The 14019-nt window shown below is 63.1% G+C and carries 12 protein-coding genes; 1 reads left to right on the forward strand and 11 read right to left on the reverse strand.

Going from position 1 to position 14019, the window contains the following annotated elements:
* Window positions 1-3: 3 nt before the first annotated feature.
* The 3 genes from PEP31012_RS00570 to PEP31012_RS00580 are packed head-to-tail and all read right to left on the reverse strand — an operon-like array spanning window position 4 to window position 2852.
* Window positions 4-1248 (reverse strand): NAD(P)/FAD-dependent oxidoreductase, encoded by a 1245-nt coding sequence (locus PEP31012_RS00570; RefSeq protein ID WP_150587430.1) that lies wholly within the window; start codon window positions 1246-1248, stop codon window positions 4-6.
* A gap of 12 nt (window positions 1249-1260) precedes the next feature.
* The gene (locus PEP31012_RS00575; RefSeq protein WP_150587431.1) at window positions 1261-1665 is read right to left on the reverse strand and encodes a RidA family protein; all 405 of its coding nucleotides are present in this window, start codon (window positions 1663-1665) and stop codon (window positions 1261-1263) included.
* Window positions 1662-2852 carry an NAD(P)/FAD-dependent oxidoreductase gene (locus PEP31012_RS00580; RefSeq protein ID WP_174978061.1) on the reverse strand — a complete coding sequence of 397 codons (1191 nt, stop codon included), beginning with the start codon at window positions 2850-2852 and terminating at the stop codon, window positions 1662-1664. The genes PEP31012_RS00575 and PEP31012_RS00580 overlap by 4 nt, the downstream gene beginning before the upstream one ends.
* 269 nt (window positions 2853-3121) lie before the next feature.
* Between PEP31012_RS00580 and PEP31012_RS00585 the strand changes: the two genes are divergently transcribed.
* Window positions 3122-4093, forward strand: a complete 972-nt coding sequence (locus PEP31012_RS00585; protein ID WP_150587433.1) for a LysR family transcriptional regulator — start codon at window positions 3122-3124, stop codon at window positions 4091-4093.
* A 380-nt stretch (window positions 4094-4473) separates the two neighbouring features.
* On the opposite strand, the gene PEP31012_RS00590 is transcribed toward PEP31012_RS00585, so the two are convergent.
* The 8 genes from PEP31012_RS00590 to PEP31012_RS00625 form a co-directional block, all read right to left on the reverse strand.
* Entirely contained in the window at window positions 4474-6216 is a 1743-nt protein-coding gene (locus tag PEP31012_RS00590; protein WP_150588010.1) for a ClcB-like voltage-gated chloride channel protein, read from the reverse strand.
* A gap of 20 nt (window positions 6217-6236) precedes the next feature.
* Entirely contained in the window at window positions 6237-7424 is a 1188-nt protein-coding gene (locus tag PEP31012_RS00595; protein ID WP_174978062.1) for a porin, read from the reverse strand.
* Between the two features lie 121 nt (window positions 7425-7545).
* Complete coding sequence (locus tag PEP31012_RS00600; RefSeq protein ID WP_246171083.1) at window positions 7546-8826, reverse strand: TRAP transporter large permease; 1281 nt, start codon at window positions 8824-8826, stop codon at window positions 7546-7548.
* An 8-nt stretch (window positions 8827-8834) separates the two neighbouring features.
* Window positions 8835-9383, reverse strand: a complete 549-nt coding sequence (locus PEP31012_RS00605) for a TRAP transporter small permease (protein WP_150587436.1) — start codon at window positions 9381-9383, stop codon at window positions 8835-8837.
* The gene (gene dctP, locus PEP31012_RS00610; RefSeq protein WP_174978063.1) at window positions 9380-10321 is read right to left on the reverse strand and encodes a TRAP transporter substrate-binding protein DctP; all 942 of its coding nucleotides are present in this window, start codon (window positions 10319-10321) and stop codon (window positions 9380-9382) included. Before dctP ends, PEP31012_RS00605 begins: the two co-directional genes overlap by 4 nt.
* A gap of 183 nt (window positions 10322-10504) precedes the next feature.
* Window positions 10505-12100, reverse strand: a complete 1596-nt coding sequence (locus PEP31012_RS00615; RefSeq protein ID WP_150587438.1) for an alkaline phosphatase family protein — start codon at window positions 12098-12100, stop codon at window positions 10505-10507.
* Window positions 12101-12180: 80 nt separating this feature from the next.
* Complete coding sequence (locus PEP31012_RS00620) at window positions 12181-12894, reverse strand: NIPSNAP family protein (protein WP_150587439.1); 714 nt, start codon at window positions 12892-12894, stop codon at window positions 12181-12183.
* Window positions 12895-12941: 47 nt separating this feature from the next.
* Window positions 12942-14000: a maleylacetate reductase gene (locus tag PEP31012_RS00625; protein ID WP_150587440.1), complete on the reverse strand. Its 1059-nt coding sequence runs from the start codon at window positions 13998-14000 to the stop codon at window positions 12942-12944.
* Window positions 14001-14019 lie beyond the last annotated feature (19 nt).

Raw genomic sequence — 14019 nt, forward strand, 5'->3', positions numbered from 1 at the left:
CTCCTAGAAGCGACTGATGTCGTAGGGTGCTACATCGATGCTATTGCGGGTCCCGGTGATCATGTTGGCCAAGATCTCCGCGGACGCGGGTGCGCCGGTGATGCCGGTGTGGCCGTGTCCAAACCCGAGATACAGGCCCGGCATTGCGGCGATTTCGCCCAGCACAGGCAAACTGTCGGGCGTCGACGGCCGGAAGCCGAGCCAGAAGCTTTTCTTGCGGCTGACATCGAGCGCCGGAAACAACCGCTGCGCCTGGGCAATGAGTGCGGCTTCGCGCTGCATGTCAGGCTGTGCGTCGAGTCCGGCAATTTCCACGAAGCCCGCTACGCGGATGTTGTCGACCATCGGCGTGATGCCGAAGGCGCGCTCCTTGTGCAGCACGGGAAGCGGAACATCGAGGGCGGATTGATCGAACGCCACGTGGTAGCCCCGCTCCGTCTCGAGCGGCACCTGTATGCCCACCCCCTGGAGCAGGCGGCTGGACCACGCGCCGCAACACACGACCAGGCGCTGTGCGCTCAGGTCGCTGCAGGTGGTGATCATGCGATAGCCCTGGCCATCCGGCAAGGGACTCACGCCGTTGACCTTTTGCCGCAGGAACTCTCCCCCGTTGGAAATGAAAATATCGAGCAGGCGCTGCACGAGCAGATATGGATTCGCAACGTAACCGTTCTTGTCGTAGTACTGCGCACGGTTGATGACGCGGCTCATGCCCGGCACGATGTCGAAGATCTCCTCGCCCGCCAGTTCTCGCACGACGACACCGTTCTCGGCGCGGAGTCTGTCGGCAAGGATTTCCCCTGCGGATTTCTGCCGGCTTTCCCAGACGTGCAGTTGTCCCGATACCCGAATGGCCTGGCTGAAATCCTCCGGCCCGAGCAGCGTCCTGTATTTCTCGATCGCATCCTTGTGCAGTTGCCGCAACGCCGAGGCGATGGCGGATACGCTTTTCAGGCTCGCCCCGGAGCGAATCCACTTCATCAGCCACGGCGCTGCCTTAGGGACGTACGCCGGGCGGACACTCAGCGGGCCGGTCGAATCGGCAAGCCACCTGGGCACGTTGCGCAGCATGCCGGGCATGGCGATGGGGATGCAGCTGTCGATACTGACCAGGCCCGCGTTGCCGAACGACGTACCGGTACCGGGTTCGCGTTCGTCGATGATGCGTACCGGTACGCCGAGCTGCTGAAGCCTGACCGCGGTACACATGCCGACGATGCCGGCCCCGATGATACTGACTTGATCCATCACGGCTCCGCTTTATGCCTTGAGTGCCTGCACGACAATTTCGATCAGGCAGTGCTGACCCAGCAATTCCTTGACGACCACCGTGGCGCGATTGGGGTAAGGGGGTGCGCTGAAATACCGTCGGTAGACCCGGTTCATCATCTCGGCATGGTCCTTGTCGACGAGGTAGATGGTCATCTGTACCACATGGCGCAGGCTCGAGCCGGCGCATTCGAGGACGTGAGCGAGCTGATCGAACACCCGGGCGGCCTGCACCTCGATGTCTCCATCCCCGCTCGGCGCGAGGGTTTCCGGATCCCTCGGGACCTGGACCGTGTAGATGAGATTGCCGGCGGCGACGGCATTGCTGATGGGCACGGTGGGTGGGTTGCGGATTTTCGACGTGACTGCCTGCAGTCCGGTGTCCGTGGTGTTCATGCTCGATCTCCGATGAGTTCTCGTTGAAAGCGCTGCATTTGCATGCCGACAGCCAGCCTGCGGATCGGGTCTGGCGGGATGAAGGAGGGGCGACTGAACACGAGTGTTTCGCCCAGCAATGGCGAGTGGGTCCCACAGGCGAGCTCGGCCAGCAGATGGCCGAGCGCAGTCATCTTCAGGATGCCGGAGGCGTTGCAGCCGGAGACGGCATACAGGCCATCTGCAAGCTGCCGCAGGATGGGGGCGTCATTTCGGGTCAGGCTGACCGCGCCGCCCCAGGCGTGCTCGAATGCGTCCGGGGGCAGCCCGGGGTAACGGGCCATCAGGCTGGCCGTGAGCGCCGCCCGCACCCTGCGTGGCTCGAGTTCGTGCCTGTAGGAAAAGCCGACCCGCAGCATGAGCCGATTGCCGCTGACCTTGCGACTGGTCGCTTCCAGGCGCTCCACCGGCGTCACGCCCCAGTCGGGTCCATCGCCCAGGCGCGAGGACTCCGCGGCGGTCAGCTCGCGCGTGAGTCCGGCATAGGTGTAGGCGGTGAGCTGACGGTACTTTGCGTACCCGAAGCCGGGAAGGTCGGTATTCACACACAACAGCACGCAGCGTGCCTTGACACGATGGCCTCCGGCGCAAAGTTCGTACATCTGCGTGCGGCGCAGGTCCGTCACCGGAGTCTCGAAGCAGGCCTGCACGTTGCCTGGCAGCGCTGCCAGAAGTCCATGCACCAACTCCGCGGGTTGCACCAGGGCGCAATGGCGCAGCCAGATGGCCGCCGTATAGTGAGACGTACCGAGCTCACGCCGGATATCGTCGGGCGTGAGCATCCGGTACTCGACGCCGTGTGCATCGAGCGTGCCGGCCAGTGCGGCCAGTTTCCTGCTGCCGCCGACTGTCGTTGCTGCCTTGTAATGCCCGATATCCCGCCAGTCGCACCGGATGCCAGCGGCATCCACCGCCTCACGCAGCGCTCGCCTTCCGTAACCGAGGAGCCGGGTCTGCCAGTCGCGCTGCGCGGGGTCCGAACTGGCGGAAATCTTCGCGAACGGCAGGTCGATCATGAAGCCGGAGTTGCGACCGGAACTTCCTTCGCCCGGCCGGCCTGCATCGAGCAGCAGGATCTTGTCGTCGGGAAAGCGTTCAGCCAGATCCCGTGCGGCGGCAAGCCCTGCGTAGCCAGCCCCTACCACCACGAAGCTCGCCGTTACGTCAGCGTGCAGCCTTGTATGGCTTGCCGGCCTTCGTGCGATGGCGTTCCATCCGCTGGGCGAGGCATATCTGCAATGTTCGATCACAACCGTCCCCTCGTTGCATTGCGCATTCCCCGACGGCGTGAAGACCGTTTACTGCTCGGGCGCGCTGTTGATGACTCACTATGCTTGGGGGCGAGTGATATGTAAAATGAGAAAAAAACGGGGCGTTAAGTCGCAAAATTCATGAGCACCGACGACCGACCATCGACATGAATCTCAAGCAGCTCTCCCACGTCCTCGCGCTTGCCGATACGCTCAACTTCAACAAGGCAGCGCAGCGCATGCACCTGAGCCAGTCGGCGCTGAGCAAGAGCATTGCGGCGCTGGAAGCGGAGCTCGGCATACAGATTTTCGAACGCAATACCGCCCGGGTGGAGATCGCGCCGACGGGGCAGCATGTGGTCTTGCACGCGCGGCATCTCGTGTCGGAGGCGACCAACTTCCGCAAGAACATCGAGTATCTGAAAACCGGTGAGCTGGGCAGCGTCGCGCTCGGGTCCGGTCCATTTCCCGCTGCCTGCTTCCTCGACACCGGGATCAAGGAGTTCCACCGGCGTCATCCCACGGTGTCGTTGAACCTGCGTATCGACAACTGGGGCAATCTGCTGCGGGGTCTCCTGGCCGGAGAGCTGGATTTCTTCATGGCTGATATCCGGAACCTCGAGGACGACGCGAGGCTGGACATCACGCCCTTGGGGGGAGTGACGGTTACCTTATGCTGTTGTCGTCATCATCCGCTGGTGGCCGGTGATCCGACGCGCGTCATCCCGCCAAGGGAACTGCTCGACTACGCGTTCGCGACGGTCAAGTTGCCACCGCTGATGTTTCTCGAGCTCAAGCAGAGCATGGGGCTTGACCGGAGCGACACGTTCGCGGTGAACATCGAATGCGATGACATATCCCTGCTGAACCGAATAGTGCCGGGCAGCGACATTATCCTGGCGACGGGCAACCTCTTGATGGCGGACTGTTTCCGGAACCCAGAGGTCGTCAAGCTGAACGTGCCGATGTCCCGGAATCGTTTCGGCGAGTGGGCTTTGGTGCGGATCAAGGACCGTACGCTCACTCCGAGTGCCGCATTGCTGGCCGACCTACTGACCGAACTCATCCGCGCAGGCAGCCTGGCCGACGACGCACGTTACGGCATCGCGGAAAACCATCCGCTCAATTTTGTCGCGTAACCGCAGTCCTCTGCGCTCGCCCGCCCCTCCGACCGCGGCGACACGTGACGTTCCAGCAGGCCGATGTCGTCGCGCGCAGCGTTTTCACATCCACCGGCGGCGCGCTCGCCGCGCCAAACACGCCTGCCGCGCGCGCCTGCAACGGCCGCTTCCATTCCGTGATCTGGTTCGGTGCGCATCGAACTGCTGCGCCAATTCGGCCAACGTCCGCTCGCCGTTGACCTCTGTCCTCACCACTTTCGAGTGGAACACAACTGAGTGCGCCCGTCTGGTTCTCTTCGTCATTTTCTCGGTTCCCGTTCCAGCATCATCGCAGGCTCAGGCCCCGGCAGCCCCACTTATCGGCCCGTCCGAGTTTTCGCGCCCACATCTGTCGCCGGTCACATTGACGCGCCAAGCCGGGCATACGCATCAAGCACCGATGACTTGTGGACAACTCCGAGTAAAGTACCGCACATTCCGTCCACCACCGGCAGGCGCTCGCCCGGATGTGTCATGAAACGCTGTAACGCGTCCGCGAGCCCCATGTTGGGTGAAATCACATGGACGTCGTCACGGCGCAGTAAATTCCGGGCGGTCAAGGCATCGCCCTCCCGGCGCTTCAGCATGACGCGTACTAAGTCACCTAAGGCTAATACCCCTTGATAACGCCCCGCCTCGTCCACGACATAGACATACTTGACCGGGTACTCCAGGAACATGCTCGATATCTGGTCAAACCCAGCGGTCATCGGCAGCACCGTCTCGGTCGGACGGATGAGCATCCGCATTTGCATGCCACGCAATCGCAGGCGGTCTGTAGCGTCCCGGTGTCGCTTGATGGTCACATCGTACATCGACACATCGCTGATCGAGCGCGCGACAAAGTAGGCGACCACGCACGACACAATTAGCGGGAGAACGACCTGATAGCTCAGTGTCATTTCGAAAATCATCAAGATGGCCATGAGCGGCGCACTGGTTGACGCCGCCAGAAACGCCCCCATCCCGACCATCGCGTAGGCAAACGGATCCGATGTCGCGTGTGGCCACAACCCATGGGCTACAAGCCCGGACAAATATCCTAGCGCCGCGCCCACGAACAAAGTCGGCGTGAAAACGCCCCCAACTGCCCCCGCCCCAATGGTGAGCGCCGTTGCGATGATCTTTAAAACAAGCACGACGACTACGAAACTCCATACCCATTGCGCATGCAGCAGTGAATTCACCACGCTGTAGCCGTTACCCCAAACCTCCGGCACCCAGATCGAGATGATGCCAACCCCAAGGCCACCAATGGCAAGCTTCAACGGCACCGGCAACGTCATGCGCTGAAACTCCTTCCTGGAACGGTTGAGCAGCCGCAGAAATTGTGGGGATATCACGCCGCAAAACGCGCCAAGCGCGATGAAAAGCACGACCTCTACGCCGAAAATCGCTGGAAACGCCGGCATTTCATAGGCCGGCCTGTAGCCCGGAAGCTCGCGCATTGTGATATTCGCAACTACCGATGCCACCAGAATCGGGCCGAAGTGCCGCATGACGATCGAACCAATCACGATTTCCGTCACGAAGAATGCACCCGCAATTGGGGCGTTGTAGGCACTGGTCAGTCCCGCCGCAGCCCCGCACGCCACCAGGATACGCAACTGCTCGGCATCAAAATTCCGCAGACGCCCGAGGAGCGACGCCACCAAGGCCGCCAACTGGACCATCGAGCCTTCACGGCCGATGGCCCCTCCAGATGCGATGGTGAACAGGGATGACAGGCTGCGCAGCAAGCTTTGACGCATCGGCAGCCGGCCATCGCCTATCGTTACAGCCTCCATATAGTCGGACATGGCGCCGGCCGGCACTCGCCTCGACCAGATCAGAAACAGTCCCGCGACAAGCCCCCCGGCGGCCGGCATTACCACACGCCAATACCAAGGCAGCGCCTTGGCCATTTCCACGAGCGAGCCCGAGTGCCCGCTCAATACGAACTGAATCGCGTGGATGCTCTCCCTAAACGCAATCGTCGCCAACGCCCCGAGCAGCCCCGCCAGGGCCGCCCAGGGCAGCAACGCGTAGCCCTCGGAGGTGCTCAGCAAGGCTTTGAGGCGCAAGCGCGCCTTCAGCACCCAGATCACGTGGCGACGAACCATAATGAACAATTAATGACGCGTTAAAAGCTCGTCACCATCCCCAGCGCAAGGACCGTCGTATTCAGGCCTAGAGCCCCGGTCGGCGTCGGTACCGCGCCAAACGGCGCGTATGCCCCGTGCGCATCGTTCTTCAGGTACGCCAGGTTGGCAAACAGCTTGGTGCGCTTGGACACGTAATAGTCATAACCGATCTCGAACATCTGGGCCCCCGTCTGGCCTCCGCTCGTAGCTTGGCCGGCATACAGCGCGGGATTGGCCTGGACTTGCCCAGTTGGCGTCGTCGACAATGCCTGCAGGCTGCCGCTGCCGCTCCCGGCTCGGGTATATGCGACGTTAACCGCCCCCGATCCCACAGGATAGCTGCCAAAAACCGACCAGTTGTTGACCCGCAGACCCCGCTGGCCGCCGTTGACCACGCGCTGGTAGGAGAGTTGAGTGAAGATCGCCCCCAACTTGGCGTGACCGATGAGCCAATCGCCGTACAGAGCTAGTCCGCGATCATTGGTGCCAAAGCCTCCGTAATCGTGGTGCGTCTCGTAGGCGGCCATGAGATTGAAGGGGCCCCCAGCGTATGATCCGCGCATCGACAGCAGGTGTGCGCCATTGCCCCCGGTCGTGCCGTCGTTAATGCCGTAGTGCACCCTAGCCTGGAAACCGTGAAGCGTCGGCGACCAATAAGCAACGGTATTGGTCTGGCGCCGCTCGAACGACCCCGGTGCCGGCCCGTTCCCCACGGTGTTGCCAATGCCGTTGCCCATCAATTGTCCAGCGTCGAGCGTCGACCCTGGGAACGGCAGTCGAATCAGCAGGTCTCGGAACGGAGTGTCCCACACGCCCAAGAATACGGTTCCATACCGCTGACTCTCCAGGCCCACCCGTGTGTTGCGTGAGCCGAACGGATTGAATCCCGGAGGCTGTACACCGTTCAGGAATACATAACTCTCGATCTGGAAGGTCGCCGCAAGGTCACCGTCGATCGACTCCCTACCTCGAAACCCGATGAACGATCCGTAGCTCGGGATCCGGCTGGTGCTGGTAGCCGGGCTGGCAACGGCGCTCGAAGCGTCTGCGCCGCTAATGTGGTACTGCTCGTAGGCTGCCTGCAGCACGCCGTAGATCTGTAGGCTTTCCTGTGCGGCGCAGGGGTAGCCGGTCAGTGCCAGCAGGCAAACGCCGCCCCAGGCAACTAGCTTGTGTGCCTTCATCATGTCTCCTCCTCGATGGGATACTATTTTTTGGGCGCAGCACTCCCTTGCCCCCGGCCATAGCGGAAGAGGGGAATGCCACAAGGTTTTCATAATGGCGCGCGAGCGCGCCGGCCCTCCGGGTTCAGCGCATGAACTGCAGTGGCCAGAGCGGGATACTGGGGAACGCGATGATCAGGGCAAGCGCAACGACGCTGGCGACCAGAAACGGGATCGTGCCGGCAAAGATCGTCCTCACTGACAACTCGGGCATCACGGCCTTAACCATGAAGACGTTCATGCCCACTGGAGGATGGATCAGTCCGATCTCGATCATCATCGCAATGAAGATGCCGAACCAGATGAGGTCCACGCCAAGCGGCTGCACCACTGCTGCAAACACCGGCACGGTCAGGAGCATCATTGAGATGGCCTCCATCAGCGAGCCGAGTACCACGTAGATCAGCACGATGACCAGGATCACACCAATGGTCGGAAGGTGAAGCGACTGAATCCACGCGACCAGCGTCGTGGTCAGGCCCGACATCGTAATGAAGTTTGCAAACACGAGCCCGCCGAAGGCAATGATGAAGATCATGGCCGTGGTCCGCCCTGCCTCCACCAGCGCTTCGAGAAGCGTGCGGCGACTGATCTTGCCGCGCGCCGAAGCAAACGCCAGGGCCCCCATGGCACCGATGCCGCCTGCCTCCGTCGCCGTGAATAATCCGCTGTACAGTCCGCCAACTACTAGTAGGAACAGCGCCAGCACACCCCAGACCTTGGAAATGCGCTGCAGGCGCGTCTTCCAGCCGACATAGTCGCCTGCAGGTCCCTTGGCCGGGTTGCGATGCACGGTCCACCAAACGGCCGTCATGAACAGCAGGCCCAGCAGAATGCCGGGCGTGATGCCGGCGGCAAACAGCTTGCCAATGTCCTGCTGCGTGATGATGCCGTAGATCAACAGCGGCACGCTGGGTGGAATCAGCGCGCCGAGCGTACCCGCCGAACTCACGCAGCCGCTCGCCAGGCTGTCGGAATACCCGCGACGGCGCATCGGCGGCATGGCCACCTTGGTCATAGTCGCCGCAGTGGCAATCGAGCTCCCCGAAATCGCTGCAAAGCCGGCACTGGCGAGCACCGTCGCATAGGCGAGGCCGCCCTTGCGATGGCCCAGCAACGAGTGTGCGGCGTCGTAAAGCTCTTCGGCCAAATTAGCGCGATAGATGAACGTTCCCATGAGAATGAACATCGGCACGACAGATAGGGCGTCGTTGGCGGCCATGGAGGAAATCGTCTGTCCCGCCATGATCATGGCCGGGTCGAACCCTCGCAGCAGCGCGAAAAAACCTACGCCTACCGTGAGCATCGAGAACCCCAGCGGAATACCGATGAAGGCCAGGATCAGGACCGTGGCAAAGCCGATCAATGCGATTGTCATGCCGATTTCTCCTCAGCGCCACGGCCAGCCTTGCGGCAGTGCCCGACGACAAGAACCAGTGCCGCCATGCCGGCTACCGCCGACAAGGCGCTCATTGCATAGGCGAGCGGCCCGAGGTACCAACCCAGCACCATGGTCGACATGCCGCTGTTGCCCAGGTACGCCCCCTCCTCCGCCAATTGCCACGCGATGGCGAAACAGGTTGCGGTGTCGATCGCTAGGATGATCAGCCGATGCACCCAACCGCTCGTCCCGTGCAACCTGCCGTGCAGCAGGCTCACAGTGATGTGCTTCTCGTGGTAGGTCACAAGCGGAAAGGCCGCGAAGATCAGCAAGGCCATGGCGAACTGCACCATTTCCGCGCTGCCCTTAATCGGCGACGACACCAAGTAGCGCATGACTACGTCGGTGAACGTCAGCACCATGATGAACAGGATGGCGATGGCCACGATGCCCTGCAGCACGCCTTCGGCCCAGGCGACCCATTTGATGCGCACCGGCATCGGCGTGGCAGGGGTTTCCAGCATATTGATCTCCGCACTCATTGATCGGTCCTCCCGGCTTCCTCACGATAGAAGGCCAGCGCTGCCGCACCGTCGACGTTTGCCCGCGCGGCGCGCCCCAGCCATGCCGTCTCCAGCGGCACGGCCAGTTGCTTCAACGCCTCGACGAACTGCGGAGACGCCTCGCTCACGCGCAGCCCATCGGCCGCCGCTTTCTTTCGCGCACCGGCGTTGATCTGGTCGAATATCGCCAGGCGCTGGGCAAACGCTTCACCCGATACCTTCATAATCGCGGCGCGATCCTGAGGCGAAATGGATTGCCACTTCTTCTTGTTTAATATCAATGAGAAGCTCGGCGACGTGAGCGCTCCCGGCACCACGGTCTCGTACCTGGCGTACCGGATGACTTTCAGCGCCCCCGCATCCATCTCGGGAATGCCGGCGAAGCCGTCGACCATGCCGCTGGCCACGATCTCGCTGATCTTCGCCGCCGGGGTCGACATCACGCCGGCGCCCGCGGCCTCCATGACCTGCGCGGCCACACCGGGCAGCGCCCAGACCTTATTGCCCTGGAGATCGGCAAGCGAGTTGAGGGGATGCTTCAGGCCGTACAATTGCCCCCCGGGGAAGGCGAAGAGCGCCAGCAACTCAACGTCCCGGTATTCATTGGCGCTCTTGAAATAGCGCTGGTACGTGCGCCACAGCGCGACCGACATGCCGCGCGCCGTGGTGGAGCCCAGCGGCAGGTGCGCGATCTGCATCAGCGGCAGTTGTCGATAAAAGTTGCCGTTGAATACATAGGCACCGTCTACCACGCCACCTGTGACCGCTTCCCATAGTTGTTGCGGCGCCGCTAGGCTGGCCGGCGGGATCAGGATCCTGACCCGCCCTTCGGTGACACGTGCGACGTCATCAGCCCACGCCTTGAGGACGTGGCTGTTCAGCGGGTATTTGGGTGGCAGGTAGGTGTTGATGACCAATGTGGTCGTGGCCGTCGTCGTTGCCGGTGCGGCCCCTGCCGGCAACAAGCCCAGACTGCCATACAGGAGCAGTGCGAACAATGCACCGCTTAGCCATGTGCGCGCCTTCATGATGTCTCCTTCGGTGATTTTTTGTCGTTGAACGGGCTGCGGGCGCAGCCCGGGATGTACCGTCTCGTCCCGCTACCAGGCGCAGATGTGGATGCCGGCCTCCTGCTCCTTGCGTGTCCAGGCCGCCATGCGCGGATAGCTGACCGTCGGATGGATCTTGCGGTGGCGCAGCCACTCGAACAGGCGCTCGCGCGCGCGCTCGCGTACGACCGCGTAGGTCGGATCGGCACCGAGGTCGTGAAACTCGTCGGGGTCGTTCTCAAGGTCGAAGAGCTGCGGGCGCAGATCGTCGAAGAACACGCATTTCCAGCGTTCGTCGCTGACCATATAGCCGTGGCACCGCTCGATCGGCTGCTGGATCGGCAGGCGCACGAAATCACGGAAGGCGTAGTTCATCTCGCTGAAGACCGCGTCGCGCCAATCGGCGATGGCCTCGCCGTGAAGCAGCGGTTGCAGCGAGCGGCCCTCGAGGATGTGCTCCTGCGGCATGACACCCAGGGCCGTCAGGATCGTCGGTACGACGTCGATCGACTCGACCAGGCGTGATTCCACGCGCCCGCGCGTGATGTCGGCTTCGCGGCTCGGGTCATAGACGATTAGCGGTACGCGCGCGACAGTGTCGTGGAACAGCTCCTTCTCCGCGAGATAGTGGTCGCCGAGGTAGTCCCCGTGGTCGCTGCAAAAAACGATCATCGTGTCCTCGAGCCGGCCCGCCTGCTCGAGATGGGCCATCAGGCGTCCGATCTCATCGTCGAGCTGCTTGACCAGTCCCATGTACACGGGGATCACGTGCTTGCGGACGGCTTCCTGCGAGAAATTCTCGGCCCCCGCAAAGCGCTGGAATCCCTGCATCACCGGGTGTGCATCGTCGCCGCGCTCGGCCGAATGCTGCTTGACGGGCAATACGTCTTCGGCCTTGTACATGTCGTGGTAAGGCGCGGGCGCGACGTAGGGCCAGTGGGGCTTGATGTACGACAAATGCAGGCACCAGGGTGACTCGCCCTGCTCGCGGATGAAGTCAATGGCCCGATCGGTCATGTACGGCGTCTCGGAATGCTCGGCCTTGACGCGCGCGGGCAGGTTCGCGTAACGCATCTCCCATCCTGAGAGCACCTCCCCGTTAGGGCTCGCGGCAGAGTTGGCGAAGTCGTGCCACGGATTGTCGCTGACGTAGCCGTGTTTCTTGAGGAAAGCCGTGTATTGGTTGTGCTCGCTGACGAAGCCCGGCGGCCAGACGCCATCGTCACGGTCGAACGGCTCGAAGCCCAGTTGCTCGGCCAGCACACCCTGCTCGCTGGTGCGCTCGATGCCGAGCCGGGCCATGCCGGCGACGTCCGGCTCCATGTGCGTCTTGCCTGCCACCGCCGTGCGGATGCCGTGCGGGCGCAGGTAATCGCCGAGCCCCTGCTCACGTACCGATACGGGCACGAAATTCCATATCGCGCCGTGGCTCGTTACGTACCGGCCCGTGTAGTAAGACATTCGGGACGGGCCGCACACGGGACCCTGGACGTACGCCCGGTCGAACCGAACGCCACGCTTGGCGAGCGCATCGAGGTGAGGCGTGTGCAGGGTCGGATGCCCGTAGCAGGACAAATAGTCCCGCCGCAGTTGATCCGCCATGATGAAAAGGACGTTTCGCACGGTCCTGTCGTGGGGGCCAGGCATGAGTTGTCTCCGTCTATGAGTATCAGGTTTGTATTACCGGTTTGCGTTGAGTTTCGTCGGCGATGGTGGCCGGCCTGCGCTCAATCCGGCGCGAACAGCGGCGACATGTCTGGCACCGGCGAAGGCGCGAGCCATTGGTAATCGCAGCGGATGGCGAACGGTGCCAGCGCCTCGAGGAAGGACCGCCAGCGCGGTGAACCGCCTAATGCCGTCCGGTGCGCCGCCCAAGCGGCGGCATCGGGCAGGCATCGATAGATCCGTATCTGGTTCAATGCACCGGCAATGCTGCCGAACGCGCCAAGCAGCCCCGTCATGACGGCCGCATCGTCATGCAGCTCGAATCGGCCGACAGCCTCCCAGCACGCCGGTACGCCGCCCGGCGTAAAGGTCAACGTGGTTTGCTCTACCACCTCAGGCTTGCGCCGCCTGCCGAGCGGCGCGTCCGCGCCGGGCAACGCATCGCGGCCGTTGCCCCACAAAGGCGTGAGCTCGGGCAACGGCGCGGGAACGAGGAACTGGCTCTCCTGCTGAACGATCAAAGGCCTGACGGCGCGGAAATAAGGCTGCAGCAATTCATTGCCGTAAACACCGAACAGGCGCGTATGCCAGTCGTCGAAGCTGTCGTAACGGTACAGGCTCGTGATCTGGTCGCTTGCACCGGAGCGCGCCGCGAAGGCACCGATCAGACGCTCGAGGAGCGGGCGCAGCGCGTGCTCGCCGCGCGCCTGCTGCGTCGCCCAGAACCGTTCGGTGGCGCCGGGTCGCAGGGTGTAGGTTCGGTGTTCGATCAACATTGGGCACGCACCTCGTGAGGGTCAATGATCATGGGAGCGATGTCGCATCAAAGCGCCGCAGCGCCGTCATACGCTCGCTGCAGCAGCTCGCGTACGGGCGTGCGGTCGATTGGCCGCGGATTCGGATAAGGCGTCTCGACGACCAGGTCCGCGGCCAGCTCCAGGCCGTCCGCAGGCATGCCCAGCTCGCGCAGCGAACGCGGGACCTGCAGCGCGGCCACGAGCGCCTCGAGCCCGGCCACGGCGCCCTCGCTGCCGAGTGCCCGCGCGATGCGCGACATCGCCTGCGGCGCCACTGCGGCGTTGTAGGCCAGTGCGTGGGGCAGGATCACCGTGTGCACCTCGGCATGCGGCAAGTTGAAACTGCCGCCAAGCGTGTGGCACAGCTTGTGATGCAAACCCATCTGGACCGCGCCGAGCACCGTGCCGCAAAGCCATGAACCGTATAGCGCCCCAGTGCGCGCGTCGATGTCGTCGGCGTGCGTCCGCAAGCGCGGCAACGCGCCGGCCAGCGCGGCGATGCCGGCCTCGGCCATCAGCGCGTGCACAGGACTCGCGTTGTGGCCGTACAGGGCTTCGGCCGCATGCGCCACGGCGTTAAGTCCGCTGGTCATCGAAAGCCCGACCGGCAGCGACACAGTCAACTCCGGGTCGTACACCACACAGCGCGGCAGCACGCGCCAGTCCCGCCCCGTCTTCTTGATGCCCGCTTCGGTGAGGCCATACAGCGGCGTCATTTCGGATCCGGCGTAGGTGGTCGGCAGCGCCACAATCGGCATGACCGATTCGAGGGCGATCGCCTTGGCCAGGCCGATGGTCGATCCGCCGCCAACGGCCACGCACCCCTGGGCGTCCACCTCTCGTGCATACGCGAGCGCTGCGCGCGCCACGTCCGCCGGCACGTGCATGACGGCCTTGGCGTAGACGCCGGCACAGCGCGTGCCAAGCGTCGCGCCGATCGCGCGACCCAGGCTTTCCTGCTCGGGCGTGGTGAGGATCAAGGCGCGCCGGATGCCGAGCGCGTCAAGTTCGGCCGTCAGGTTGTGGCGGCTACCGGCGCCGAACACGACGCGGGCATTATGGGTTTCATGGATGAACGATTGCATGATTAGTCCCCTGCCCGCG

Origin of the sequence: Pandoraea eparura, assembly GCF_902459725.1 — a bacterium.
Classification (GTDB): Bacteria; Pseudomonadota; Gammaproteobacteria; order Burkholderiales; family Burkholderiaceae; genus Pandoraea; species Pandoraea eparura.

Coding starts and splice junctions, on each gene's coding strand:
- PEP31012_RS00590 (WP_150588010.1), bottom strand. CDS start 6,216: ATGGTTCGTCGCCACGTGATCTGGGTGCTGAAGGCGCGCTTGCGCCTC.
- PEP31012_RS00620 (WP_150587439.1), bottom strand. CDS start 12,894: ATGTTGATCGAACACCGAACCTACACCCTGCGACCCGGCGCCACCGAA.
- PEP31012_RS00615 (WP_150587438.1), bottom strand. CDS start 12,100: ATGCCTGGCCCCCACGACAGGACCGTGCGAAACGTCCTTTTCATCATG.
- PEP31012_RS00585 (WP_150587433.1), top strand. CDS start 3,122: ATGAATCTCAAGCAGCTCTCCCACGTCCTCGCGCTTGCCGATACGCTC.
- PEP31012_RS00575 (WP_150587431.1), bottom strand. CDS start 1,665: ATGAACACCACGGACACCGGACTGCAGGCAGTCACGTCGAAAATCCGC.
- PEP31012_RS00605 (WP_150587436.1), bottom strand. CDS start 9,383: ATGAGTGCGGAGATCAATATGCTGGAAACCCCTGCCACGCCGATGCCG.
- PEP31012_RS00570 (WP_150587430.1), bottom strand. CDS start 1,248: ATGGATCAAGTCAGTATCATCGGGGCCGGCATCGTCGGCATGTGTACC.
- PEP31012_RS00625 (WP_150587440.1), bottom strand. CDS start 14,000: ATGCAATCGTTCATCCATGAAACCCATAATGCCCGCGTCGTGTTCGGC.
- PEP31012_RS00595 (WP_174978062.1), bottom strand. CDS start 7,424: ATGATGAAGGCACACAAGCTAGTTGCCTGGGGCGGCGTTTGCCTGCTG.